This is a genomic window from Alteromonas sp. ABV2_168 (genome assembly GCF_056161165.1).
The window spans coordinates 168,053-194,729 of the sequence record NZ_JBSWYQ010000007.1; the positions used below are offsets into that span (position 1 = coordinate 168,053).

21 protein-coding genes are annotated in these 26,677 nt (G+C 47.6%); 15 read left to right on the forward strand and 6 right to left on the reverse strand.

Translation table 11 applies throughout. The annotated features are described in order from the left end of the window. The first annotated feature begins 73 nt into the window (after positions 1–73). From ACXAH4_RS12490 to ACXAH4_RS12530, 9 genes are all read left to right on the forward strand, one after another. Entirely contained in the window at positions 74–934 is an 861-nt protein-coding gene (locus ACXAH4_RS12490; protein WP_474882098.1) for a ThiF family adenylyltransferase, read from the forward strand. A 154-nt stretch (positions 935–1,088) separates the two neighbouring features. After that, the gene (pepA, locus tag ACXAH4_RS12495) at positions 1,089–1,844 is read left to right on the forward strand and encodes a flocculation-associated PEP-CTERM protein PepA (RefSeq protein ID WP_474842670.1); all 756 of its coding nucleotides are present in this window, start codon (positions 1,089–1,091) and stop codon (positions 1,842–1,844) included. A gap of 151 nt (positions 1,845–1,995) precedes the next feature. Then, the gene (locus tag ACXAH4_RS12500; RefSeq protein WP_474842672.1) at positions 1,996–4,605 is read left to right on the forward strand and encodes a tetratricopeptide repeat protein; all 2,610 of its coding nucleotides are present in this window, start codon (positions 1,996–1,998) and stop codon (positions 4,603–4,605) included. A gap of 82 nt (positions 4,606–4,687) precedes the next feature. Then, positions 4,688–5,188, forward strand: a complete 501-nt coding sequence (locus ACXAH4_RS12505) for a serine O-acetyltransferase (RefSeq protein WP_474842674.1) — start codon at positions 4,688–4,690, stop codon at positions 5,186–5,188. Beyond that, positions 5,188–6,375, forward strand: coding sequence for a glycosyltransferase family 2 protein (locus ACXAH4_RS12510; RefSeq protein WP_474842676.1), 1,188 nt, complete (start codon positions 5,188–5,190; stop codon positions 6,373–6,375). The genes ACXAH4_RS12505 and ACXAH4_RS12510 overlap by 1 nt, the downstream gene beginning before the upstream one ends. After that, complete coding sequence (locus tag ACXAH4_RS12515; protein ID WP_474842678.1) at positions 6,375–7,550, forward strand: hypothetical protein; 1,176 nt, start codon at positions 6,375–6,377, stop codon at positions 7,548–7,550. The genes ACXAH4_RS12510 and ACXAH4_RS12515 overlap by 1 nt, the downstream gene beginning before the upstream one ends. Before the next feature lies 1 nt (position 7,551). Beyond that, positions 7,552–8,535 carry a polysaccharide deacetylase family protein gene (locus ACXAH4_RS12520; protein ID WP_474842680.1) on the forward strand — a complete coding sequence of 328 codons (984 nt, stop codon included), beginning with the start codon at positions 7,552–7,554 and terminating at the stop codon, positions 8,533–8,535. A gap of 2 nt (positions 8,536–8,537) precedes the next feature. Next, positions 8,538–9,581 (forward strand): glycosyltransferase family 4 protein, encoded by a 1,044-nt coding sequence (locus ACXAH4_RS12525; protein WP_474847841.1) that lies wholly within the window; start codon positions 8,538–8,540, stop codon positions 9,579–9,581. A 3-nt stretch (positions 9,582–9,584) separates the two neighbouring features. Further along, positions 9,585–10,703: a glycosyltransferase gene (locus ACXAH4_RS12530; protein ID WP_474847839.1), complete on the forward strand. Its 1,119-nt coding sequence runs from the start codon at positions 9,585–9,587 to the stop codon at positions 10,701–10,703. A gap of 11 nt (positions 10,704–10,714) precedes the next feature. On the opposite strand, the gene ACXAH4_RS12535 is transcribed toward ACXAH4_RS12530, so the two are convergent. From ACXAH4_RS12535 to ACXAH4_RS12545, 3 genes are read right to left on the reverse strand one after another with little or no spacing between them, the layout of a single operon-like run. Then, positions 10,715–11,794, reverse strand: a complete 1,080-nt coding sequence (locus tag ACXAH4_RS12535; RefSeq protein ID WP_474847837.1) for a GNAT family N-acetyltransferase — start codon at positions 11,792–11,794, stop codon at positions 10,715–10,717. A gap of 5 nt (positions 11,795–11,799) precedes the next feature. Continuing rightward, a complete protein-coding gene (gene xrt, locus ACXAH4_RS12540; protein WP_474847835.1) occupies positions 11,800–13,245 on the reverse strand; it encodes an exosortase in 1,446 nt (481 codons plus the stop codon). A gap of 54 nt (positions 13,246–13,299) precedes the next feature. Then, positions 13,300–14,712, reverse strand: coding sequence for a TIGR03013 family XrtA/PEP-CTERM system glycosyltransferase (locus ACXAH4_RS12545; RefSeq protein ID WP_474842690.1), 1,413 nt, complete (start codon positions 14,710–14,712; stop codon positions 13,300–13,302). A gap of 198 nt (positions 14,713–14,910) precedes the next feature. Between ACXAH4_RS12545 and ACXAH4_RS12550 the strand changes: the two genes are divergently transcribed. From ACXAH4_RS12550 to ACXAH4_RS12565, 4 genes are read left to right on the forward strand one after another with little or no spacing between them, the layout of a single operon-like run. After that, entirely contained in the window at positions 14,911–15,498 is a 588-nt protein-coding gene (locus ACXAH4_RS12550) for an XrtA/PEP-CTERM system exopolysaccharide export protein (protein ID WP_442858431.1), read from the forward strand. Between the two features lie 25 nt (positions 15,499–15,523). Next, positions 15,524–17,098, forward strand: a complete 1,575-nt coding sequence (locus ACXAH4_RS12555) for an XrtA system polysaccharide chain length determinant (protein ID WP_119502059.1) — start codon at positions 15,524–15,526, stop codon at positions 17,096–17,098. Beyond that, positions 17,098–18,012, forward strand: a complete 915-nt coding sequence (locus ACXAH4_RS12560; protein WP_474882100.1) for an XrtA-associated tyrosine autokinase — start codon at positions 17,098–17,100, stop codon at positions 18,010–18,012. The genes ACXAH4_RS12555 and ACXAH4_RS12560 overlap by 1 nt, the downstream gene beginning before the upstream one ends. Beyond that, positions 17,978–19,657: a TIGR03016 family PEP-CTERM system-associated outer membrane protein gene (locus ACXAH4_RS12565; protein ID WP_474842694.1), complete on the forward strand. Its 1,680-nt coding sequence runs from the start codon at positions 17,978–17,980 to the stop codon at positions 19,655–19,657. The genes ACXAH4_RS12560 and ACXAH4_RS12565 overlap by 35 nt, the downstream gene beginning before the upstream one ends. Before the next feature lie 103 nt (positions 19,658–19,760). Here the strand turns inward: ACXAH4_RS12565 and ACXAH4_RS12570 are convergent, their stop codons facing one another. After that, positions 19,761–20,858 (reverse strand): XrtA/PEP-CTERM system-associated ATPase, encoded by a 1,098-nt coding sequence (locus ACXAH4_RS12570; RefSeq protein WP_119502062.1) that lies wholly within the window; start codon positions 20,856–20,858, stop codon positions 19,761–19,763. A 106-nt stretch (positions 20,859–20,964) separates the two neighbouring features. Next, the gene (gene hldE / locus ACXAH4_RS12575) at positions 20,965–22,392 is read right to left on the reverse strand and encodes a bifunctional D-glycero-beta-D-manno-heptose-7-phosphate kinase/D-glycero-beta-D-manno-heptose 1-phosphate adenylyltransferase HldE (RefSeq protein WP_474882101.1); all 1,428 of its coding nucleotides are present in this window, start codon (positions 22,390–22,392) and stop codon (positions 20,965–20,967) included. A gap of 89 nt (positions 22,393–22,481) precedes the next feature. On the opposite strand from hldE, the gene ACXAH4_RS12580 reads away from it, so the two are divergent. Then, positions 22,482–22,766: a GIY-YIG nuclease family protein gene (locus tag ACXAH4_RS12580; protein WP_474842698.1), complete on the forward strand. Its 285-nt coding sequence runs from the start codon at positions 22,482–22,484 to the stop codon at positions 22,764–22,766. 2 nt (positions 22,767–22,768) lie between these two features. Here ACXAH4_RS12580 and ACXAH4_RS12585 read toward each other — a convergent pair whose 3' ends face one another. Beyond that, positions 22,769–23,680 (reverse strand): DUF350 domain-containing protein, encoded by a 912-nt coding sequence (locus ACXAH4_RS12585; protein ID WP_119502065.1) that lies wholly within the window; start codon positions 23,678–23,680, stop codon positions 22,769–22,771. Between the two features lie 97 nt (positions 23,681–23,777). Between ACXAH4_RS12585 and glnE the strand changes: the two genes are divergently transcribed. Then, the gene (glnE, locus tag ACXAH4_RS12590; protein ID WP_474882103.1) at positions 23,778–26,645 is read left to right on the forward strand and encodes a bifunctional [glutamate--ammonia ligase]-adenylyl-L-tyrosine phosphorylase/[glutamate--ammonia-ligase] adenylyltransferase; all 2,868 of its coding nucleotides are present in this window, start codon (positions 23,778–23,780) and stop codon (positions 26,643–26,645) included. The last annotated feature ends 32 nt before the right edge of the window (positions 26,646–26,677 follow it).

Below are 26,677 nucleotides of genomic sequence, written 5' to 3' on the forward strand. Positions count from 1 at the left end.
TACATGTCATGATATTAGCTTACCCTATAAAGGTTCATGACAAACTGCTTCGCGCAGGATAACCGGATAGCGTATGGATTTTAACTATGATGTGGCGTTTTCCAGAAATATTGGCTGGGTAACGCATGATGAACAAGCTTCACTGCGCACAAAACGGGTGGCAATTGCAGGTTGTGGCGGTGTTGGCGGACTGCATAGTCTGACACTTGCCAGACTGGGTGTCGGAAAAATTAACATCTCTGATTTTGACCAGTTCGATATACACAATATTAACCGCCAATCCGGTGCTTTTGTGTCGACAAAAGATCAGGACAAGATTGAAGTCATGTCTGCTATGTTGAAGGATATTAATCCGGAAATAGAGATTGGCAGCTTTCCTGCCGGAATCGATGAAACGAATGTTGATCAATTTCTTCATGGCGTCGACCTTTATATAGACAGTCTCGATTTCTTCGCTCTGGCAGCCAGGAAACTGGTTTTCAGCCGTTGCTATGAGAAAGGTATACCCGTTGTGACAGCGGCACCGCTTGGCATGGGCGCAGCCCTGCTTTGCTTTATGCCCGGCAAAATGACCTATGAAGAATATTTCCGCTTTAATGACAAGCAAACAGAAGAAGGACAATTAATCCAGTTTCTGATTGGCTTGTCACCGGCAATGCTCCAGCGTAACTATCTTGTTGATCAGGATGCTGTAGATTTCCACGAGCAGCGCGGCCCCTCAACAGCCATGGCGGTAAACTTATGTGCTGGTATTGCAGAGACCTATGCGCTGAAGATCCTGCTGGGAAGAGGCAAAGTGTTGTGTGCACCTTATGGCCTGCATTTCGATGCATACAAGAATAAGCTCAGTAAGACCTGGTGTCCGTTTGGTAACCGTGGCTGGCTACAAAAATTGAAGTTCAAAATCGCTGAGAAAGTAGTTAGCGGAAAATAATAAAGTTTGTGTCAGGGATTTTTACACGCAGTTTTTAAAGACAGGCAATAAAAATAAAAAACCTAATAAATTCATAAGGATAAAAAGTTGGCACACCACATGCTTTATTATCAGCGAGGCCTAACAGCCGAACGAATTTAATATGGAGATGGTTATGAAATTTAATAAAGTTGTAAAATCTTTCGCATTGACTGCTGGTTTGTTAGCTTCTTTCACAAGCTCAGCTGAGTTCATGGATTTTGAAATTGACGCGACCCCTTATGGCGGTACCGTAGTAGAAGCTGATAAGTTCAACGGTGGTTACGTTGAAGAATTAGTTTTTGATGGTTCAGGTAATTTTAGCACTGGTGCATTTGCATCAATGACTTCTCTTTTCTCTGATGAAGGTACTGATCTAGTAGACGGTACAGACAGCTACCTTAACTTTGGCTATCGTATCTATGCGATCCTGACTGCAGAAGGTACTAGCACTTCAGGTACGTCTTTTGCGGCAAACTCAGCAAGCCTGTCTCTTTATCTTGACGTAAATCGTGATACTGAGTCAGATGACTTATTACTTGGTACAACAATCAATTCTAGCGACGATTTATTGCTGGCTACTGCTGGAGATGTTACTAACGCATATGGAAATTACGATTTCGCAGCTGGTACCGGTAACTATAACTTCGATTTCACTGATTTCACTTTGGAAGCAGATGGCCTGGACTACTTTGTAACTCCTGTTCCATTCTACTCGTACCTGACAGTAAACGGCGATTACGACAGTTTGGATAACCTGGAAGAGATTACTGGTGACGTTTCTGCAGTATTTACAGCAGCACCTGTATCAGTTCCAGAGCCTTCAACCGTAGCTGTTCTTGCTCTTGGCCTGATGGGTCTGGGTGCAACTGCACGTCGTAAAAACAAATAAGATTGTTTTTACACTCTTGAAAAAGGCGACGATTGTCGCCTTTTTTTGTGTCTTCAATTTAAAAACCCCTGATACGTTTGCATACTTTTCTTTTCAGACGATACCCCGTAAAGTATTCACTCATTTTTAAATCCCGGATGTGCTGTATAGTATGGATATATTGAAACGAACCCGAATTGCCGCTTTTGTCACCGCAACGCTGCTCACCACCGCCTGTTCTCAAATGACTGTAGAAGAACGATTAAATAAAGCAGAAGATGCACTTAGTGAAGACAATTACAAGCAAGCTATTGTTCATTTAAAAGCCGCCGTACAGCAATCCCCCACTGATGTCCGCCCCCGTATTGAATTAGCTAAGGTCTATTTCGATATTGGTGATATGGTCAGCGCCATTACGACCTTCGACAAGGTACTCACTCAACGCGGTGATATTAACGATTTTGCGGATGAGTATTTTTTATCCCTGTATTCCATGGCTGATCTGGATATTTTCGAAGTTACCTTTGAAGAATTTAAGGGGCAACTGAACAACGGGCAGCGTATTTCTGCAGAACTGATTGCTGCCGTAATATCGGGTCGCTCAAGATCGCAGGAACAGGCTGAAGAACACCTGAAAGTCGCCGGGGAGTTGGCTAAAGAAAACGCAACGCCGGCAATAAAAAGCAAAATTGACGACTATGCTTTAATAATCAACGGGTACTTGCTTTCGGATAACCCCGGCGACATAACTGTCTTATCGGCACTATCAGAAAAATACCCGGATGACTGGATGATCCGGTCACTGACTGCGGAAATTCTCCAGGCATCAGGTCAGTTTAAAGAAGCAGCTGAGAACTACGAAGCTTTGCTGGCACTTAAGCCTTTCTTTGCCCAGCTTAATCTGAATATTGCAGAAGCTTACATAAAAGCGAAAGAGTTCAAAAAGGCACAAACTTATGTAGAGAAAGTGCTTTCATTATCTGCTGACCAACCGCTGGCGAATCAGCAAATGGCAATTATTGCCCTGTCTGAGCACGATTTTGAAAGTGCCGCCAGACACATAGATATTTCACTGAACCAGAATATGGTGAATATGACATCCGTGTATATCGCAGGGATCTCACATTTCCAGATCGGGAACTACGAGCAGGCACTTTCCTACCTGGAAAAGGTCGTCGATAAATTCCCCCCCAATCATCCGGGCCTGCAAATGTATATTGCAGCAAAATTATCTGCCGGTGATACGCTGGACAGTTATTCTTTATATAAGAAGTATCCGTCACTTGTTACCAGCAATACCCGACTGGCGACAAAAGCGGCTTCAGCGCTTATCTTCTCCGGTGAAAGAAATAAAGCCGCCGAAATCCTTTCCAATGTCAAAAATGATGCTTTTCAAAATCCGGTGCAGCAACAGCAACTCGGCCTGCTGAAGCTGTCTGTGGGTGACAGTGACGGCGAAGATTTACTGGAAACGTCATCGCAACAAATCGTAAAAGATGCAGCGGAAGGTAACAGTACGCAATCTAAGTTGTTCCTGGTCGCCATGAAGGCTACTAACGGGGATGAAGAAGAGGCCCGTTCAATTATCAATGAATGGATTGAAGCCGAGCCGGACAATGCCGAAAACTATCTGATTTCTGCCCAATTTGAATCATATACCGGTAACACAGATGCACTTGAGGCCTTGTATACTAAAGTGCGTACTATTGAACCTGCTAACATTGAAGCGGCAAAGTATTTTGCAGAAAAAGCATTCAGAAATGGTGAGGCAGAAGCAGCCCTGAAAGCCTATAGCCGGGTACTGAAAGAACAGCCGAATGATCAGATTGCTTTAACCGGCGCCTATGTGTCTGCTCAGGCACTGCCTGATAAAAAAGCGACCTTCAAAACGATTGACAATATTTTAGCGCAAAATAGCAAAACCAGTGCTTTCAGCACATTGTTTGCGGCTTTCCTTAAACAGGACTACAAGGAAGTGGTATCACTGTCCCGCAGTTCTATTTTTGGTTTCGGTGAACAACCCAAGGTGGATTTTTTACTCTCCCAGTCTTATATGTCGATGGGCCAGCCTCTGGCAGCTCTGGATGTACTGCGAAACTCCATAAAGTCCGGTTTTGCAACTATTCAGGTTTTTGAAGCCTATGCTGAAGCCATGATGCAGGCTGAAGGTAGCAAGGCCGCATTAAGGGCAATTAAAAATATGCCTGAAGGTGTGGCTGGGGCGCCTCAGTTACAGTTACTGAAAAGCCATATTCTGGTGAATGAGAAGCGTTATGACGAAGCCATGGCTATTATTGCAGGTTTACCGCCGGAGTTTGCTAACAGCGCCAGAGCGATGGAGATCACAGGCCGGGCACAAGCAGGCAACGAAAACTTTTCTGCCGCCATTCCTGCCCTGCAGGAAGCGTTCGATAAACTTAAAACACCTAAGTCAGCGCAGCTACTTTATAAAGCATTAAAAAATAGCGGGCAGGATGAAGAGGCACTCGCAGTTCTGAAAAAGGCTGCCGATATATCACAGGGATATGATGAAGCCGATTTGTTGTATGTCAGTGAGCTGGCTAAAACCGATAAGCAGGCAGCAATCAGCTTCTACGAGCAACTAGTCAGTGCCCAACCAAAGAACTGGCAGGCCATGAACAATATCGCCTGGTTACTCTATGAAGAGAAGCGATACAGTGATGCCTATCAATGGATTATGAAAGCACTGAACTTACGGCCCAGTAATAAATCGCTTCTGGATACAAAAAAACGTATCGAAGAAGCGATCAAATCGAAGTAAATCATTGTATTAAATGCGCCGGCGGGTAAGCTTCGTGCCGGCGAACGTTATTTCTGTTGTTACAGTAAAGGTTTTAAAGTTAGTGTTTGATAAAGTAAAAAGTGATCTGCGATATAAACAGGCAGTGTTTGCTGATGACGGTGCGCATTTATCTTTGCCCCGGTTATTGTTAACCGACGGGACCAGTGCAACACTGCTGTTCAGAATGTCCCACCGCTGTCGCCACGGTATTTTAAGTCCTGCAGGTCTGTTGCTTCAAATGTTGAATAAGTGGATCAACGGCTGTGTCATTGGCGTGAAAGCTGAGTTTGGCCGTGGCCTTGTCATCATGCACCCCGTGGGTGTAGTCATTAACAGCAAGGTCAAAACCGGTGACCGTGTTGTTATCGAAAGTGGCGTAGTGATTGGCGATGAAAAAGGTCAGTCACCGGTTATCGGCAACGACGTATTCATCGGTACCGGCGCAAAAATTATCGGTGGGGTAACCATCGGCGATAATGTGAAAATTGGCGCTAATGCTGTGGTGGTAAAAGACATCCCTTCCGGCTGCACTGCGCTGGGCATTCCTGCGAAGCCCCGTTGATGAGTACAACCATGGAATTCATTTTCTGGCTAAGTGTAGTCGCCATTCTTTATACCTACCTGATTTATCCTGTGATATTACTTGCTGTCAGCAGTTTTCATCAGGCAATTAAAGACACCCGTTTTGTGCTTAGTAAACAGGGCCGCAGAAAGCGTGAAGCCGATTTACCTGACGTCACTATCGTCATCGCTGCATTTAACGAAGAGAAGTGCATAAAGGCGCGTATTGAGAACCTTCTGGAACTGGATTACCCGACGGACAAGTTACGGATCCTCATAGGTTCGGACGGCAGCACAGACGGCACCAATGATATTCTGACATCATTCTCTGCTCCCTGTCTGGAAACCGTTGTTTTTGAGCAAAACCGCGGAAAGATCAATGTGCTGAACGATTTGATGACACGGGTATCGACACCTGTCACAGTTTTCTCTGATGCGAATACGTTTTTTCAACCCGATGCTGTCAGAAAGCTGGTCGCGGACTTCCGTGAGGAGCCAGTTGGCGGTGTATGCGGAGAACTGGAACTTGTAGATGCCTTTTCCGGAAAAAATAAAGACAGTTTATACTGGCAATACGAGCAGGTACTGAAGTTTCATGAGTCCCGTATTAATGCCATGCTCGGAGCGAATGGCGCTATTTATGCTATCCGGACAGCACTGTATGAGCCGTTACCGGAAAATACTATCATTGATGATTTCTGCGTGTTTATGGGTATTGCCAGACAGGGCTATAAACTGACCTATAACCCTGAAGCGCGGGCAACGGAAGAGATTGCGCCTAACCTTGAAGAAGAGGCCGGACGTCGCATCAGAATTGGCGCAGGCAATTACCAGGCGATGATGCGCCTGACCTGGGCACTGAACCCGTTAGCTGGCACCCGGTGCTTCAGTTATATCAGTCACAAAATCTTACGCTGGTTTGTGCCGCATTTTATGCTTGTCGCATTGGTAAGCGGTGCGCTGCTGGCATTCACAAGTCCTCTGTACGGTGTGCTGTTTGCCGGCCAGGTACTTTTTTATTTTACTTATTATTATGGCCTGACATTAAATGATGATAAGAAAGGCAAGTTAGCCAGCATAATTAAACTGGTCACCTTTTTTGTTTCTATGAATATTTCCCTCGGCCAGGGCTTCATCCGATTTTTAACTTCTAAACAGTCTGCAACCTGGAAAAGTACGGCACGCTAATGATCACCTATATTGTTCTCGCTCTCATTGTTCTGATATTAATTGCTGCCGGTTTAGGTACCGCGCTGATTTATCAAAAAGATATGCAGACCTGGATCCTGGGATACTGGAAAAATGCATTCTTCTCGTCTAAGCCGGAAGTCAAAGGTACAACCCACGTGATGTTTTGTTTCGTAGACCACTACGAACCCCAATGGCTGAATAAGGATAACATTGAACTGGAGCGTGCCCGGGTTGACCGCTGGATGCAGGACTACCCTGTTATGGCGTCCAAATTTACCGACGCCGATGGTTACCACCCTAAACACTCTTTCTTCTTTCCGGAAGAAGAATACCGGGAAGAGCATCTGAACAAGCTTTCAGACTTATGTGCCCGCGGATTTGGTGAAATCGAAATTCACCTTCACCATGAAGATGATACCAGTGACAACCTGCGCACCGTGTTATCAAACTTCGCGCAAACGCTGCATGAGAAACATGGCGCACTGGCAACCGATCCGGTAACCGGCAAACCTGTCTATGCATTTATTCATGGCAACTGGGCGCTGGATAACTCTCATCCCCATGGTCACTGGTGTGGTGTGAATGATGAACTCATTGTACTGAAAGAAACCGGCTGTTATGTGGATATGACTTTCCCGTCGCCGGACGCTACACAGCCCGCACTGACCAACTGCTTCCACTACGCGAAGGACGATCCGGCTAAGCCTAAGTCTTATAATTCCGGAAAGCTGATGAAGACCGGTGGTGAGGCCTGGGGCGATCTGCTTATCATGCAAGGCCCGATGGGCTTTAACAAAGAAGCCTTCAAGTTCGGTATTTTACCTAAAATTGAACGTGCGGATATCAGGGACAACTGTCGTCCGACTCCTGGCAGAGTAGATAACTGGGTGGATAAGCATATCCACGTTGAAGGCCGTCCTGAATGGATTTTCATTAAGATCCATACCCACGGAGCCCAGGACACAGACATGGGCGCCCTGCTGGGCGAACCGGTTGAAATAATGCACCGTCACCTGAATGAAAAGTATAATGACGGTGAAAAATATAAGCTGCACTATGTCAGCGCCCGAGAAATGTATAATATTGCTAAAGCGGCGGAAGCCGGGAAGCAAGGCGACCCGAACGACTACCGTGACTTTATATTGAAGAAGCCTGCATTTAAAAGGATTTAACGTGCTCGCGAAACGGATACAATCCAAGCTTGAGTCTATGATAGGTGTTTCAGCTTTTCGCTGGAAACACCTGCCGGACGGTGTATATGTACTTAACTTACACCGTATCGGCGATATGACGACCAGCAAACTCGATCCGAATGTATACTCCTGCTCCGCTGAGAACCTGCATAAACACCTGCGCTTTTTACAGGAGTGTTTCACAATCATCAGCCTGGCGGAATTAAACCAGTTAATATCAACCAGTCCGAAACCGGACAAACGTTACTTACTGGTTACTTTTGATGACGGCTACAAAGACAATTTTGAGCTGGCTTACCCTATTCTGAAGTCGCTGAATATTCCTGCTGTATTCTTTATTGCTACCGGGCTCATTGAAAACAACGAACTCCCCTGGTGGGATAAGGTCGCGTATCTTATTCAGCGCTCACATATTCAAAAAATCAAATTACCCGGCTGGGAAGAGACGGTTGAGTTTAAAACTAACCCGCAAATCTTTATCCGGTTAATTCTGAATCAGATTAAGCGCTGCGCTGCCCCTATTGGCGAACAAATTAAAGAGCTGGAAGATTTTGTCGGTATGCCGTCCCCCTATCCGGATGCAGAGTTTATGTCCTGGGACGATGTCATTACGTTAAGTAATAATGGTATGGATATCGGAGCCCATTCTCACAGTCATGACATACTCGCCAAACTCAGTGACGATCAGATGCTGTTTGAGCTCAGCCACTCTAAAGCGATTCTGGAAGAAAAACTGGGAAAACCGGTAAAAGCATTCAGTTATCCCGTTGGCAGCAAGAACACCTACAACGATTGCGTAATTGAGGCGCTTAAAGATAACGGGTATGAGATTGCCTTCAACTTTCATCCCGGCGTCAATGTAAATCTGGCAAAGAACCGCTATGACCTCTGTCGTTTCCCCATCGAATATATGATGGATGACGAAGCACTTAAGAAAATGCTGACCTACGCAAAGCGGATATAGCCATGACAAACCCCAGAATCCTTCATTGCGTGAGCAGCCTTCAGGTTGGCGGCGCAGAAAAGTGCGCGGTTAATTTATTAACGTGTCAACACGCTCTTGGTTATAAAGTGGCAGCACTGAGTTTTGGCAAACCGGCAGAGCCTTTTCAGTCAGTGCTGGAAAGCCGTGGGATCCGCGTCATTAATAATAACGAGAGCATTATCCGCAGACTGGTCAGAACGGTCAGGATCCTGAAAGGATTCGATGTGATACATATTCACTCTCCGGCTGTGATCCGCGCCTTTATGCCTGTTTTCCCTTTTCTTATGGGTAAAAAAGTCTTGTACACCCATCACGGTGAAGACTCACCGGATCAAAAGGGTATGCGCCTCAGTCACTGGCTTGCAGCGCTTTATATTAATAAAGACTTCGCTGTATCAGAGAAAGTTAAACTAAGCGTAAAACAGCGCTATAACTGGGAACCGGCCAGAACAGACGTTATTCCTAATGGCGTGTTGTTAAGCAAGGGCGACATTACCGCACCTGCTACACCGTTTAAGTTTGCTTGCGTTGCCCGGATGGTTCCCCTGAAGCAAATTGATAAAGTGGTCAACGCATTTGCACAGGCTGATATACCGCAATCTGAATTACATTTATTTGGTGACGGACCAGAAAGGCCGGCGGTGGAAGCTGCTGTGGCAAAACACAATTTACAACATCGTGTTGTGCTGCATGGAAATGTTCTTGATGAAGATGAGATATACCGGCATGTGGATTGTCTGGTGATCAATTCAACCACTGAAGGGCTTCCGATGGCCCTTATTGAAGCGCTGGCAAGAGGAAAGCCTGCCATTTCAACGCCGGTAGGTGAAATACCGAACCTCGATAAACGCTATCATTTTTGCCTTTTCAGTAAAGACGACACAGCCGCTCTCAGCGAAGTCATGAAAACCATGGCCTCCAGTCCTGAACAATGGCAAATGCTCGCCAGAAACGGTAAACAACTCGTGGAAGAATCCTATTCTATAGAGCAGGTATCCCGAACTTATTTGAACGCAGTCAGTTAATCCATGCAGAAAGAACACATTGTTTATTTTACCAACCTGTACCCTCTTCCCTGGGAGCCTGCGCGGGCCGCTTATAATAAGCAAATCGTATCAGCGTTAAGAATGCACTGCGATGTGGATGTACTGACACCGGTGCCGGCTCCTGTGTGGTTCCGGCAGCTTCTGAAAAGAAATCTGAAAAACTCAGAAGCCACTCTGTTCCCTTTTTTCTTTCTGCCCGGCTTTGGACGGCGTACCTATGCATTGACCCTGTTCCTGTCCATGCTCTTGTGTGTATTTCCCCTCATCAGACTGATAAGGGCAAAACATATCGTTGCCAGTTGGGCATATCCTGAAGGCGTCATCGCCAGCCTGTTCAAAAAATGGGGAAATCGTAAAGTCGCCATTCATTGCGTGGGAACAGATATCAATTATCACTTCCGGCACTCTGCCAGACAAAAACAGATGTTGCGTGCTTTTGACCTTGCAGATGAAGTGATAACGGTCAGTCGTGATCTTGCCGGGAAAATCGTTCCTCTGGCTACGGCGTCTACCCGCTGCAATGTGGTTTACAACGGCGTCAGCTTCGATAAATTCGCCTTGAGTGATGCCACAACCCACAGCAAGTCGTTCCTGTTTATAGGCAACCTGCTGACGACAAAAGGGGTGTATGAACTGGCCGGTGCCGCAGCCCTACTGAAAGCCAGAGGTCTTGATTTTACCCTTGATATTGTCGGTAAAGGGCCCGAGAGCGATAAGCTTAAAGCACAAATCAGCAGCAATAACCTTGACGATATCGTTACTTTTCATGGCGCTGTTCTGCATGATGATATTCCGGCTCTTCTGGCGAAAGCCAGAGCCCTCGTATTGCCAAGTTACCGTGAAGGGGTGCCTAATGTCATCATGGAATCCCTGGCGGCAGGCGTGCCACCTGTTGCCACCGCAGTAGGCGGGATCCCTGAAATTGTCCGTGACGGAGAAAACGGCATCCTGGTGCAGGAGCTCAATGCTTCAACGCTGGCTGATGCTATGCAAAAAGCGCTGGAGAAAGACTGGGATAACGCTGCCTTGCGTCATTCAGTGTCAGAGTACACATGGGAAAATTGCGCGCAGGGCTTCCTCAGCGCGCTTTCAATACGGTGAGTTGGATTGTGTTAACGCAATCCGGCTTTACGGGCAACGCCGGAGGCGAATGCCAAAGCCTTTATTACCAGCTTCTGCCATCCTGATGCATAAGCTGTCATACTGTAAACAGGTTCAGAAAACTCCGTCAGCGACTGTTTATAGCTCTGTTTCACACCGCTGCTAAGAAAGTCATATTCCGTCATCCCCTGCCCTGCGGCATATTCTGCCATTAAATAATGAATAAGGGTGCCGGGAGATATATTCGGGCTGAATCCGCTATCAATACCGCCCTGATAAAAGTGAACAGAATTACCGGACTTCATGCCGTAAAATGCACTCACAGGCTTTCCGCCGACTTCGGCATAAGCCAGCAGTAAAGTACCCTGCTTCAGCAGTTGCCCAGCCAGAGACTGATGAAAGCGGTTGAAATATACATCATCAAAAATGGTGTTTTGCTGCTCCCCTTCCCAGCGCAACCGGTGTAAATCTGTGAGCACAGAATAGAACGCATCCAGCGACGCCGGATCGCTGCATATATGCAGTTGACCACCTAAACGGGTAAACAGGTTATAGTAGCGCTTCGCCTTCTTTTTGAGCTTTGTTCCGGCTAAACCGTCATCTTCAAGGGTCATGAAGTAACGTTTCTGTGCCACTGTATTCTCAACCAGGGACGGCGGATAAGCTTCGTCGGCTAACCGCAACAACAATGCATCATGTTTTACGTTATTAAGCACCAGCCCTTTGCCGGTTGATTTGATGGCTTCGATAAGAATAGCAGTGACAGTATCAACATGCTCTTTGCATACCAGCACATCGTGATATTCACTGAATACTTCGCTTTCTTCAGGCTCACCGGTGCCGGTAAAACGTAAACGGAAGGGCTCGCCTTTACGTTCATACAAAGGCAGAACAGCGATCATTTGACCATTGCTATGGAAAACACAAAGGAACTGTAACCGTGATATCAGGTGCCGGTAAGTGTCGAGCCAGGTGAGATTCCACGCAGGACTGAGGAAAATATGTGCATTCTCTGCCCGCTGATACAAATCCTGCCAGAGTGGCTTTACGTTGAAAGCCTCCTCCGGTGTATCAATAACGCGCAGTTGCATAGCTGTCAGTATTTTTGATATTCAAATGCGTCTGCAATCAACTGCCACTTCCGTGTCAGAGTATTGCAGTTACTGTCACAGACAGTATGGGCCCATAACAGGCCGGAGCGGCGCTCCCCTCTGAGTGCATTTTCAATACGTAATTTCTTCATTTCACCTTCGGAAGCCACTTCGCCGCCGGGTGCAATAAAACTGTGGGCAAACAAATGCAGATGCCGTCCGTCACTGACCAGTTGAATAGTCCAGCTGCCATCGGTTATCCGGTTTATTTCCTGCCATTCTACAGGTGCTGACTTCACCTGATATTGTGTAGGCTTACCGTCAAGATCTGACCCGTCGAACAAAATACTCAGCGTTTCAAATGCGTATCCCTGAGAACGCTGTTCTTTAACACACACAGCCCCCTCATACGGAAGAACCGGAGCAACTTCAGCATCAATAGCAGACAAACCTTTGCAAGTCTGGCCAAGCGGCGCGGGATCAGCATGTAAAGTCAGCTGTAAAGCCGCGGAGCTCAAAATCAGGAAACACACTGAGGTAACAACTACGGGTTTACGTAAAGCAAAACGCCCCGTACCCGGCTCAGGTGAATACTCTTCTGCAGCGGGCTCTTTTTTCACCAGCTTTTCACCATACCAGAAGAGAAGAATGATAAACGGCGCGTAGATATACCAGCCAAAGTTATTATGGTCCCGCATCAGTTCACTTTGCATATCCGAAAAATGACCAATGAGTATCAGCGCAACGATTCGGATCCAGTTGGTTATCAGTGCACCGACAATGGCCAGCGTCATGAACTTAGCTATTGAAACTTTATTTCTCAGGTTGAGAAATACGAACAAAGAACCAATAGCCAGAGAAACAATGAAGTAACGCAAACCACTGCAGCCACCGGCGATAACAAACGTCCCTTCGGGGATCATTACCGAAGTATTTTCCACATAAGTAGGAATACCGGTGAACCCCATGATTTTCATAACAGCAAACACGGAAAGATGTTGGAGCACGAACTGCAGTGCGCCCCACAGCGGGTACATAAACAACAGGAACGCTACGGTATAAGCCAGCCCTGCAGTGAACGGAACCAGTAACCAGAAACTGTTTGCCAATAAGGCCAGCGACAATACCCACACCGCAAGGCTCAATTGCGCGGCGATGGAGAAGTAGTAAGCAATAAATAAGACAACAAAAGAAACGACAGCAGGCCAGAAAACGGCCTGGCGGGGTGTAAGCTCACCTTTGTTGGCGAGCACATACAATAAATAAAGAAAAATAAACGGGATCAGGTACGCATGGGAATAAGTACCATCGTCAAAGCCATGCCGCCACAAAGTGATCATGACCGGATAATTGACCACTGCCCACAATACCGTCAGCGCACTTAACGCAAAGAAAACAAATCTTGCCGGGTGTGACTGCAAGAAACCTGACATTCCCGCCTTTTCTTTCATGTTCTACATCCTGATATGAATACAACATCCCTGTTTCTTCACAAAACCGGCGTGTTATCTGCCTTTGCCGAACAACACAATTTCTACAGTTCTGATTAGGATAAGGATATCCAGCAGCAAACTTTGGTGTTTCACATAGTAAAGGTCGAATTTCAGTTTTTCCATAGAATCTTCGACGCTTGCACCATATGGATAGTTTAACTGCGCCCAGCCTGCCAGGCCCGGCTTTACGTTATGACGCTGATTATAATACGGTACTTCACGAACAAGCTTTTCAACAAATTCAGGGCGTTCAGGGCGCGGACCGATAAAAGCCATCTCACCTTTAAACACATTGAACAATTGCGGCAGCTCGTCAACCCGGTACTTACGGATGAAGTGACCAATCCGGGTCACGCGGTCGTCATTTTTACTGGCCCACTTCGCGCCGTCTTTCTCGGCGTCAGGCCGCATACTTCTGAACTTAATAATTTTAAACAACTTACCATTCAGCCCCACACGTTCCTGTTTGTAGAACACCGAAGCGCCGGTGCGGCGTCCATCATCCAGCCAGATGATGGTGGCGGTAATTAACATGAACGGCCAGGTAAAGAAGAATACAAAGGAGGCAAGAAACGCGTTAAGCAGGTAATCCATAGCATCACGAAGGTAGTTCTGACTATGGAAGCCATTGGAGTAAATGACCCAGCTCGGATACATCAGGTTGACCACAATCTGGCCGGTCTCGCGCTCCATGAAGTCGAGCAGGTCTGTGACTTCTATACCACGCAAACGGCATTCGAAAAGCACATCAATGGGCAATGTACCCCGGCGCTGATCGCAGGCGATGACAATTTCTTCTATTTCATTCTCGGCAATAAACTGCTGGAAGTTTTCGTCTACCTTCACATGAATAATTTTTTCTTTCTTAATTCCATCTTCACGGTTATCACCGGGTATGGGAATGAATCCCATGAGATCAAATCCGATACGGTCAACATCCCGCCGCATACGCTTTTCAATAATAGAAGCCCGTTCACCGGCTCCTAATACCACAATGCGCACTTTGCCTAATCCGAGTAAGCCAAGGCGATTTGTAAAATAGCGGAAAATCACCAGCGTAATAATGATGCTGGCAACGGCGGCCGGAAGAAAATAGGAGTGCATGGTGAGTTCGTCGAACAGCGCTCTGCTGACCACCTCTACCAAGAAATAACTTAAGCCGACACTGACAAATATGCGCCGGATGATACCGCGGAAAGTCTCTCTGAGCTTAGCTTCGTAAAGGCCCACAGACAGTGAGCAAACGAGTATGCAAACGGTCAGCATTCCCACATTCACAACCAGCTTTTCAATACTGACTGTTTCACTGACACCGATCTGAACCAAAATGAACTGCGTAATGTATGCCATATACGCCACGAGCAGAGCTTCGGTCACTACAAGTATATTTGATCGTTTACTCTGATTGTGCTTATTTATCGCCACCCTTGGCCCCCTGATACTGCAACATCTTTGTTCATGATAAAGGTTATTATTGTAATAGACTACATAAGATGTTGGCATTATAGTGGTATTTGCCGTAGGGTAAATTACATTAAGGCAAAAAAATTAATCATATCGAGTGTAGGATGAACTCTCATGTACTGGTCTAAACACGTTTTAAGTTTGACGGTTGTCGGCGCAATGACAGCCCTTTCTGGATGCACAAGTCACTCATCGTTGCCGGAGGCAACGGCCCACCCATCAATGACAACCAATGTGAACGATTATCAGTATCTCATTGGCCCGGGCGATTCGCTCACCATTTTTGTTTGGCGTAACCCTGAAATTTCTGGTCAGTTTATCGTTCGTCCGGACGGTAAAGTGACAACTTCACTGGTTGAAGATGTTGATGTAGCCGGTAAAACGCCTTCTATGCTTGCCCGCGAGCTTGAAGAGCAACTTTCTACCTTTATTAACAACCCCCGTGTAACTGTCAGCGTTAATAACTTTGCCGGTCCGTTAAGCGAACAGGTTCGCGTTATCGGTGAAGCAACTAACCCGCGCGCGATCAGCTACACAGAAAATATGACACTACTGGATCTGATGATTGCAGTGGGTGGACTGACAGAATTTGCTGACGGCAATGATGCCAAGCTGGTTCGTGTTGTAGATGGCCGTCAGACAACGTATGACGTGAACATCGACGCGCTTATCCGTAATGGCGACATCACCAAGAATGTCGACATTCTGCCAGGCGATATCGTAATCATTCCAGAAGCCTGGTTCTAGTTGTAAAAAGTAGTTGGGACATTAAATGCAGGATTTACAGCGCACCCTTGGTCAGCTGAGTGACTATTTAAAGGGAATTTGGGTTAAAAAGCGTCTCATCATGGTGTGTACCTGGATACTCTGTCCAATAGGTTTCGCGTATGTAGCACTATTGCCGGATGTTTACCGCTCCCAGGCGGTTGTGTTCGTTGATACCCGTTCAGTACTTCAGCCTTTGCTTAAAGGTCTGGCGATCCAATCCAACCCGGATCAGGAAATCCAGATGATGGCAAAGACACTACTGAGCCGCTCAAACGTTGAAACCATTGCCCGTGAAAGTGATTTAGATCTGACGACGACCACTGACCAGGATTTTGATAACCTGGTTAATGGTCTGACTCAACAAATCCAGTTACGTTCAACCGGCAGAGACAATATTTTCACCATTTCTTATGAAAATAAGAATCCGGCCATGGCGCAAACCGTGGTGCAGGAAACACTGAACCTGTTCGTGGAAGGCGCGTTAGGTAACAACCGTCGTGATACCGATACAGCTAACCGTTTCCTTGATGAACAAATTGCAGAGTACGAATCCAGATTGTCAGAAGCCGAACAGCGACTGGCCGGATTTAAACGACAGTACAATAATATTCTTCCTTTACAGGGCACTTTCTACTCAACACTGCAGACACTGAGTAATGAGCTGGAAGCCACCCGCCTTCAGATTAAGCAGACGACACAACAGGTTGAATCCTTACAGAATCAGTTATCAAAGGCCAAAAGTGCCGGTGACAGCTTTGGTGTAACGAATCAAACTGATTCCGTATTGCGAACCCGTTACGACGAACGGATCAAAGCGCTGGAAGAACGTCTGGATGATTTGCAGCTACGCTTTACTGATCAACACCCTGATGTGATTGAATCAAAAGCGCTGCTGGCAAATCTGGAAGAAGCCCGTCAAAAAGAAATCGATGAGTTTCTTAACGCCGGTGACGGCGAAGGTGATGACGTTCCGATGAGCGACCTGAATCAGGAAATCAAACTTGAGATCAGCCGTCATCAAAGTTCTATTGCAGCATTAAATGTGAAAGAACAGGATTTACAACGTCGTATCGCTTCTCTTGAGTCTAAAATCGACCTGGTTCCGCAAATCGAAGCAGAATCAGCGGCACTTAACCGTGATTACGATATTACCAAGGGTAAATATGAAGAACTGCTGGCCCGCCGTGAATCTGCTGACCTGTCCAGACGTGCGGATGTATCTGCCGAGGAATTACAGTTCAGAATTATTGAGCCGCCGTTGAAACCTAACGAGCCTTCCGGCCCGTACCGCATCATCTATTACACGCTGGTTTTATTAGTAAGCTTTGGATTGGGTGTTGCTCTGGCATTCCTGCTCAGTCAGCTGTCACCATTGCTTATCCGTGCATCTCAGCTACAGCAGATTACTGATTACCCGGTATGGGGTACAGTCACGCATCTGAATATTGATAAGATTCGCAAGACTAACCGTATGCGAATGGCAATATTCCTGCTGTCGTCGGGTGTGCTGGTATTAATTTACGGTGTACTGGTTGGCGCAGAATTGCTTAACATCGATCTACTGCAGGGTGTTTTATAATGAGCAGTACTATTGAAAAGGCGCTTCAACGTCAGCGTGAAGCCCAGAAAAAACAAGCAGAACTCGCTGCTCAGCAGGCAACTGCTGAGCCTCAGACCACTGCACAACGTCCCGGCCATGTTGCTGCCCGATCGTCTGTCGCAAGTCAGCACGACGGCGCACCCACACAGCTGGAGCCGTTCACACTGGATATCGAAAGGCTTGAACAAAATGGCCACATTTCGATTAATGGTGTTCGTAAACAAATAAACGAAGAGTACCGGGAAATAAAACGTAAGCTAATTAACAATGCTTTCGGCCCGATCTCTTCAACGCTGAATAACAGCAATATCATCATGGTGACCAGTGGTCGTCCGTCAGAAGGTAAAACTTTTACCGCCTGTAACCTTGCGATGAGTATCGCTGCAGAACAGGATAAAACCGTTCTGCTGGTAGATGCCGATGTGCTCAAGCCTAACGTATTAAACACGCTGGGACTCAAACGCCGCAAAGGACTGATGGAATATCTGACCGGTGAAGTAGAAGATATCTCAGATGTACTCTACCCTACCAACCTGGATAAACTTAAAATCATCCCGGCGGGTAAATCTCACCATCTGACTACGGAATTACTGGCCAGCCAGAAAATGGCTGAAACTGTGAATGAATTTGCTAACCGCTATCCTGACCGTATCGTTATTTTTGATACACCTCCCTTAATTGGTATCACTGAAACAGCGGTACTGGCTAATTTTGCCGGACAAGCTGTTGTGGTAGTCGAGGAAGGTAAATCAAAGCTTAATGACGTACGTCATGCGGTAGAACGATTAAACCCGGACATGGCAATCGGCTTTGTGGTTAACAAGTCGGTCCATAACGATCCGGAAGGAACCGGTTACTATGGATACTACTACGCAGAAAGGCAAGATTCTTAGTATGCGCAATGCACAGCGTTCAAACAAAAAATGGTTACCGGCTTTAACGCCGGTAGCTTTGTTGCTGATGACGCATTTGTCGCACGCTCAGGGGCTTAATGCGTCTGCTTCTGTAGAAGGTTCTACCATTCTTCAAAATCGTCACTCTGATGTTCGTAATGAAGAATTAGTGACTTTCTCTGTGAAGCCTGAAGGTATTTTAAGATACGATTCCCGTACTTTCTCCGGTACGGTAATTGGCAGTGTCACTCACCTTGAGCGTGACTCTGAAGATGTTGCCCGTAAAGATACCTTCTCAGAATTTTCTTATAACGCAAACTGGCAGGCGATAGACCACATTCTGAGCTTCCGCGCGTCAGGAAACCAGAGCTACATTGATGGCTCCGGTGGTGATTTCCTGATTTCTGATTATTTCTTAAATGCGGAAACGCTGGCGAAAGTAGAAACACAGAATTATGGCGCCTACCTGACCATTCCTGAAGGTGACTGGATTGCCGGCGGTGGTTCGCTGGTCTATGCAAAAACCAATGCTGAAGAATCCGAGTTTCGTCCTAATATCGGGCTGAATAACGACTCTGCAGCAGGCTCCCTTTACCTCATGAATGGTGACAATGCTCAAAATTACTTCTGGAATCTGAACAGCACGTACACCAAGCTGGAACGTTCAGAAGAGTCGGGCAACGGTGACTATATCGGTAAATACGCCACCGGTGCACTGGATAGCATGATCTATAACGATTGGGGTATCCGGGTCACCGCCAGCTACGATGCCAATGAGCTTGTAGCCCGTACCGATGAATTCTCTAATGAGCGGGAATTTAAAAGCTACGGTGTGGGTATAACCTACCGTGAAGCTGCCGGCCGTTATATTTCTGTGACTGCAAACAAAGTAGACTCAGACGTAGAGCGGGATGACGGCGATGTCTTTGTGGGTGTTGACGCCGCATGGGCACTGACACCGCGTACCAGTGTTCAGGCTTCAATCGGACGCCGGTTTTATGGCCGTTCAGCCAGTGCCGGTATTACCTACAATACCCGCAAAATTCGTGGTGCCGTTAATTATTCTGAGCAAGTCACATCATTCAGTCAGCTGATTGCCACGCCGCAGTCTCTGGGCGTGTTTGTATGCCCTACCGGAGATTTTACGGCAGATGCCTGTTTCCAACCTTCTTCGCTGGACTACACGCTGGGAGACGACGAGCAATTCCTGCAGTTTATTACGACGGGGCTTGAGTTATCTAATGCGATTTTCCTGAGAAAAGCTGCAAACGGTGAATTTGGTATCCAGGGGCGTCGCGGTACCATCGTACTTAATCTGCAATACGCAGATGACGAATATCTGGACTTTGATCAACAACGTAAAACCTACTCTGCTAACCTTAGCAGCAGCTATCAGTTGAGCCGTCACTCGAGCTTACTGGGTAACCTGCGCTACGGTGTCACTGAACAAATGAATAACGGTACCGACCGTGACAGCGAACAGTGGTTCGCGTCTGTTGGCCTGCGCCGTACATTCAGCCGTTACTTCAGTGGTGATGTGGAAACTGGCTACGTCACACGTTCTGGCTCTCTGGCTACCAGCGCTTATGGTGCTGACTACAACGAACGCCGCATCAGTGTGACTATCCGCTACGACTTTGAATAAAGTCCGTGCCGGTTAAATTCAAATAAAAACGCCGCTTCACAGCGGCGTTTTTTTGTTTGTATTTCACGTTTATGTGAAGAAGAAAACGGGCTCCTCAGGATACTCAGTCTTCATCTTCCTCTTTCAGCCGGGCATACGTCTGGTATTTTTTCTTCAGCATTTTATCAATGTACTGAGTCAATTTTACCTTGTGCGCGATAGCGTCATCCAGCGCATCCACCAGCTCAGCCAGCATGGCCTTATAATACTCAGCATCCTGCACTTCTTTGCCTTTTGGCGTCACAAGCTTCTGATGAGGACCTTTCTTTTTCAGACTGGCAACCACTTCAGATAAATCCATATCTTCGTCGATATCGTCAGACTCATCGTCCATCACCGGCGCATCCGGTACAAACATTTCATCTTTAACTTCGTCGATGACAGTATTTACCGCTTCTTCGTCCAGCGTTTCCAGTTCCTCAAGGAATCCGAACAACAGTATACGGTCCATCAGGGTGTTAATTTTGCGGGGTACACCACGGGTAAACTGATGGATACGGGAAAAGGCTTCATCAGAAAACAAAGACTCACCATTCCAGCCCGCATGGTGCATGCGGTACTCAATGTAACGTTTTGTCTCTTCTTCCATCAACGGGGCCAGGTGGCAGGAGGCCACGATACGTTGACGGAATTGCTCCATATTCGGTGCGCGCAGAATTGGCTGAAGCTCTTCCTGACCAAGTAGGAAGCTTTGCAACAATGGCTTTCCGAACTGCTGGAAATTGGACAGCATACGCAGCTCTTCGATGGTTTCCAGCGGCAGGTTTTGCGCTTCATCCACCAGTAACAGCGCACGACGACCCTGCTTGCTTAAATCAAACAGAAACGTTTCCAGCTCTTTAAGAATATCGGCTTTGGTGAGGCCGGCCACATTGATACCGAATTTAGATGCAACCATCTTCACCAGTTCATCCGGTGTCAGTTTTGGTGTCACAATTTGTGCAGCAACAATATCGTCTTCAATTTCAGCCAGCAGACTGTTTGCGATAGTGGTTTTACCCGTACCGATGTCTCCGGTGATAACGATAAATCCTTCCGCCTGAGACAACCCGTATTGCAGGTATGACATCGCCCGCTTGTGCCATTTACTGGCGAAGAAAAAAGCCGGATCCGGCGTTAGCTGGAACGGCTTGGAATCAAGTCCATAAAAACTTTCGTACATGTATTATACCGCTGATACTGAAAACCACTTCTTGTGTGCATCAAGGGTATCGTAAAGCTGGGTTAACCGCCATGCCTTAACCGGACAAATTGGCGAATAAAAGAGCTTATTGTTGCCCGCTGACGATCTGGCTGATGATTCCGGTAGTAGATACACCTTCTTCAAAGTGCAATACCCGCACTTCGCCGCCGTTTTCCATGACTTCTTTGCCGCCGGCAATTTCTTCCACTTTGTAGTCACCGCCTTTCACCAGGATATCCGGCAGCAGGCCGGCTATCAGGCGCTGCGGCGTATCTTCACTGAACGGCACGACCCAGTCTACCGCGGCGAGCCCTGCAAGCACGGCCATACGCCGGCTCACGTTGTTAACAGGGCGTCCTGGCCCTTTAAGACGGCTGACCGAAGCATCATCGTTTACTGCCACAATCAGACGATCACCTAATTTTGCAGCGGCTTGCAGATAGCTCACATGGCCCGCATGCAGAATATCGAAACAACCGTTCGTCATGACAATTCTCTCACCACGGTGACGGGATTGCTTCATCGCCAGTTGTAATTGTTCTTCAGTCATCACACCACCATCAAGGTGGCTGGCCTGCTCTCCCAGCGCCACCGCAAGTTCTGTAGTCGATACGGTTGATGTACCTGATTTACCAACCACAATGCTGGCAGCCAGATTCGCCAGCACACAGGCATCAGCCATACTGCTGCCTGCCGCCATTGATACGGCAAGTACAGATACCACCGTGTCACCGGCACCGGTAACGTCATACACTTCTTTGGCTTTTGCCGGCAAATGAAACGGACTGTCGCCCTGTTTAAATAAGGTCATGCCCTGCTCCGAACGGGTCAGCAACACAGACTCCAGCGACAAGCTGTCTCTTAAAGACTCAACCTGAGCAGCTAAAACTTCTTCACTGTCTGCTTTGCCTTTCACCGCTTCAAGTTCTGCACGGTTAGGTGTAATTAACGTGGCGCCTGCATAGCGGCTGAAATCATTCCCTTTAGGATCGATTATGACCTGCTTACCGGCTTCTTTTGCAGCCTGAATAAATGCCTGCGCATCAGTCAGACAGCCTTTTGCATAATCTGATAATACGACCAGGTCATGCTCCGGAAGCGCCTCATAAAAAGCCTGAGTCAGCGCTGCTTTGTCAGCTTCAGCAAAGCTCTTTTCGAAGTCCAGTCTTAACAACTGCTGATTCCGGCTCATTATCCGTAATTTCGTAATGGTATCGTAACCTTCACAGCGCACCAGCTTATGGGAAATACCATGCAATGACAGACGCTGTTCGAGTATACCGGCATTATCATCATTGCCGCACAAGCCCAGCAGCGTCACCTCTGCCCCCAGTATTGCAGCATTAATTGCCACATTAGCTGCCCCGCCCGGCCGGTCTTCTGTGCTGTTTACGTTAACCACAGGCACCGGCGCTTCCGGCGAAATACGAGCGGTTCCGCCAGTCCAGTAGCGGTCAAGCATGATATCGCCGGCAATCAAAATACGGGTTGTGCTAAAGTCTGGTAGAATCATGTTTTTTCTGACTATCTTCAAAGTTGCAGCAGAGTATACCAGCCATCAAAGTAAAAGAGCAGACACAGGCACCCTCATGGTATGTGTATATGGTGGAAAACCGCCTGGGACAATTCTATACCGGTGTCACAACAGACCCGGCCAGACGGATCCGTCAACACAGAGGCGAACTACAAGGCGGCGCAAAGGCGCTTAAAGGCAAAGCGCCACTGGTGTTCCGGATGGTGGTATCTGCCACAGACAAATCTGCGGCGATGAAAGCGGAATACTGGCTTAAGCAGCTCAGTAAAAGACAGAAAACCGCCCTGCTTGACGGTAAAAAAGCCCTTCCCGGCGACTTCCCGGACTGCACTTCACAATTCAAAACGTGCTGAGCTTAATCCAGAAACGCCAGCACACCGTTCACAATGAGTGCAATCCCGATACTCAGCGTTAACTCAAGACAGGCCACGCCGATGTTATGCTGCTGATCCACCTCCTGGCGGTAGTTCAGGCCGAACAGCAATAACTTCTTACTGATAGTGACCAGCACCAGTAATGCGAGGGACAGCACCACGCCGGTGGCCAGCCAGCCGGTGATATTACTGACATAGCCTGACGGGTGATAAGTCAGCAGGTGGCTTGCCGACGACACAATCATCGCGATGCCTAACAGGTTGCCCGCATGTTCCACCGCCAGTGCCAGTTGTCCTTTTCGCAGCGCCCCCTGAAATGAGTCGTTCTGATTGTCCCGTGCATAACGTATTTCATACACCCTGGTCATCATCAGCAATAGGGCCAGCACCACAGTAAAGCCGGTCACAATGGCGATAATCGCGTTCATATCGCTGCCATCCACCCACAACATCATACTGCGTAAAATAATGGCGCTGGCTATCAGACTGGCAGCATCAACAAGGGCAACACTGACACTGCGCTCTCCGATTAAGTCCATGGTATCCAGCTTATTCAGCACAATTTTGTCATGGGCATAACGGCCGAACTTAACCAGTAATACCCCGGTTAAACCAAAAATCAGCATACCTTTTGTCGCTTCCAGATATCCCTGCCCCACATGACGACCCACCACTGAGCCAACAACGATACACAGTGACAACATGCCGCCAGCCATGCTGATCCCGAAAGCGAAGTTATCCTGCACTCCCAGCTCTTCTACTACAGAGCGCTTGCGGAACGCACCGGACAACCATTTCATTACCATTAACAGCAATAAAGCCAGACCAAAATCTATCAGCAGATAAACCCATAAATCGTGGGGCAGCGGGTTCAGCTTTACCAGTGCATCCATGAAATATTAACTCCGTATTCAACGTTAAACAGGACTGGAGACCCTGTGCATCTTGTGCCAGACTCGGTGCACATTCACTCTGACGAAAACATGTATTATGCCTACGAAGGAAGTAAAAAACAGGATTATCACTGAAAAGGGAACAGCTTGCTGGCAGGCTCTGAATGAGCGGCATTCTCTGAGTGAGCAAATTCAGTTACATCAGGCAGAAGTCATAGCGGCAACAGGCTGCAGTGAGTTTATCTTTCGTCAGTGTATGCAGGATGTGGAAAACCTTGAATTTTGCCTGTCAGACGCTCCGGTTCCGGTAACCGCTGAAGCTTTCAGTGACAGCCTGAAGCCACTTTTAAACGACCTTGATGAAGCCGGAATGATGCGCGTTTTACGCCGCTTCCGTAATCAATACATGGCCAGAATCGCCTGGCGGGATCTGCTGAACCGGCAATCCATAGAAACGTCCTTACAACAGGTATCCGCGCTGGCGGACGCGTTGATCCTTTGTGCATATGACGCGCTTTACAGCACTCACTGCCGTAGTTTCGGCACACCTGAAGGGAGCGAAGGCCCGCAGCCCATGCTGATTTTAGGTATGGGAAAACTCGGCGGCAGAGAACTGAATTTTTCGTCAGATATCGATTTAATCTTCGTTTATCCGGAAAAAGGCGAAACCTCAGGCGGACGAAGAACTATGGAGCATCAGCAATTTTTCATTAAGCTTGCTCAGAAGCTCATTAATGTTCTCAATAAAATCACGCCGGATGGTCAGGTCTTCCGGGTAGACATGCGCCTCAGACCATTCGGTGACAGCGGACCGCTGGTTATGCATATGGCAGCGTTTGAAGATTACTATCAGGAGCAGGGACGACACTGGGAACGCTTTGCCATGATTAAGGCCCGCGTGTTGAATCCCCCGTCACCCTACCGCACTGAGGTTGAGAGTATTCTTAAACCCTTTACTTACCGCCGCTATCTGGATTTCACGACAATCGAGTCCCTGCGGGAAATGAAAGGGTTAATTGCCAGCGAACAGCGCCGCAGACAACTTACCGGCAACATAAAACTGGGAGCCGGCGGCATCAGGGAAATTGAATTCTTTGCCCAGAGTTTCCAGCTGATTCACGGAGGCCGCGAGCCGGACCTGCAGGTTAAAGGGTTACACGACACACTCTCCGCCATCGCCGCATTAGCACTGGCCGGAAAAGATGATATAGAAACCCTGTACAGTCATTATCTTTTCCTGCGGAAAACCGAGCATACCCTGCAACAGATTAACGATGAGCAAACTCAGCTCCTTCCGGCTGATGAATTCCGCCGGACAGTACTCGCAGAAGTGACAGGCTTTTCCTCATACGATGATTTTCTTCAGGAACTGGAAAAGGTGTGTCATGGCGTTCATACCCGTTTCCGCGAGCTTATCGACAGCTGTGAAGACAATCATGACGCAGATGACTCTGTGTTTCTGCGCTGCAGGGACGCCTGGGATCTTGAACTGACAGAAGACGAATTTTGTGCACTGACCACACCACGGTTTGACGGAGAAGACGGCCGCACTATTTTTTCAATCCTCAGCAATTTTAAAGAAAAGCTTACTCATACCCGGCTGGGACAGCGTGGCAGGGATACACTGAACAAACTGATGCCGGAAGTCCTGTATGTTCTGTCGGAAGAAGCGCCGGAAAAAATGATAACCGTGCTGCAGCGGGTGCTGAATGTGATCAGTGCGATTACCGGGCGTACCACTTACCTGGATTTGTTACTGGAGAATCCCGATGTACTGCGCCAGTTAATGAAACTGTGTGACCGCAGTAACTGGATTGCTGAACAAATTCAACGATTCCCTCTTCTGCTGGACGAACTGCTGACGCCACTTTATCTGCAACAGCAAAAAACGGGATACCGGCAAAGCCTGGATACTTACCGTGACGAATTGCGCCAGAGCCTGCTGCGTGTTGAGCCTGAAGACGTAGAGCTGCTGATGGATACATGGCGTCAGTTTAAGCTTTGTCAGCAGTTGCGCATTGCCGCCAGTGATATCAGCGGATCTCTGCCGGTAGCCAGTGTCAGTGACAAGTTAACGGCTCTGGCAGAAGTCGTACTGGAGAGTGTTCTTAACAGCGCCTGGCAGCACACCGCAGAGCGTTACGGCCCGCCGTCTCACCTGCAGGAAGGAGAAACCGGTTTTGCTATTGTGGGCTACGGCAAGCTTGGCGGTTTTGAACTGGGCTACGGCTCCGATCTTGATTTAGTGTTTTTACATAACGCCCCGCAGGACAGCCACACTACCGGCAAGCGAACGCTGGATGCCACTCAGTTCTATATTAAGCTGGCTCAGCGCATCATGCATCTGCTGAACACTAAAACCCTTTCCGGACAACTGTACGAAACAGATCTGCGACTACGGCCGTCGGGCAATGCCGGCCTGTTAAGCTGCCATCTCAACGGATTCAGAAAATATCAGCAGGAAGACGCCTGGACCTGGGAACATCAGGCGCTGGTGAGAGCCAGAGCCATTACCGGCGATGCGGCGGTGATTGAGTCTTTCGAAGATATCCGCAGAACGATTCTCGCCAAACCCAGAGACACAGGCTCTCTGGCAAAAGACATCACTGAGATGCGGGTAAAAATGCGGGAGCACCTGCTTAAAGATAATGCGGAAGGACTCGACCTTAAACAATGTAGCGGCGGGATCACAGATATTGAGTTTATGGCTCAGTTCTGGGTACTGGACTACGCCACTCAGTATCCGGGCCTGATGGATTTTCCTGATAATCTTCGCATTATTGAACAAACCGGCAAAGCGGGATTAATCACTGAGGATACCGCCAGTCAGCTACAGGAAGCGTATCTGGATTTGCGTGACAGATATCACCAGTTAACGCTGGCTGACCATAGGTATGCAGGAAAAGAGGATTTAAGTGATATCAGAGCCGGTGTACAGAAAATCTGGCAGGAAGTCTTTGCCTGAGCTGAAGCTTTCTGCCGGCGCCCCTTTCAGCC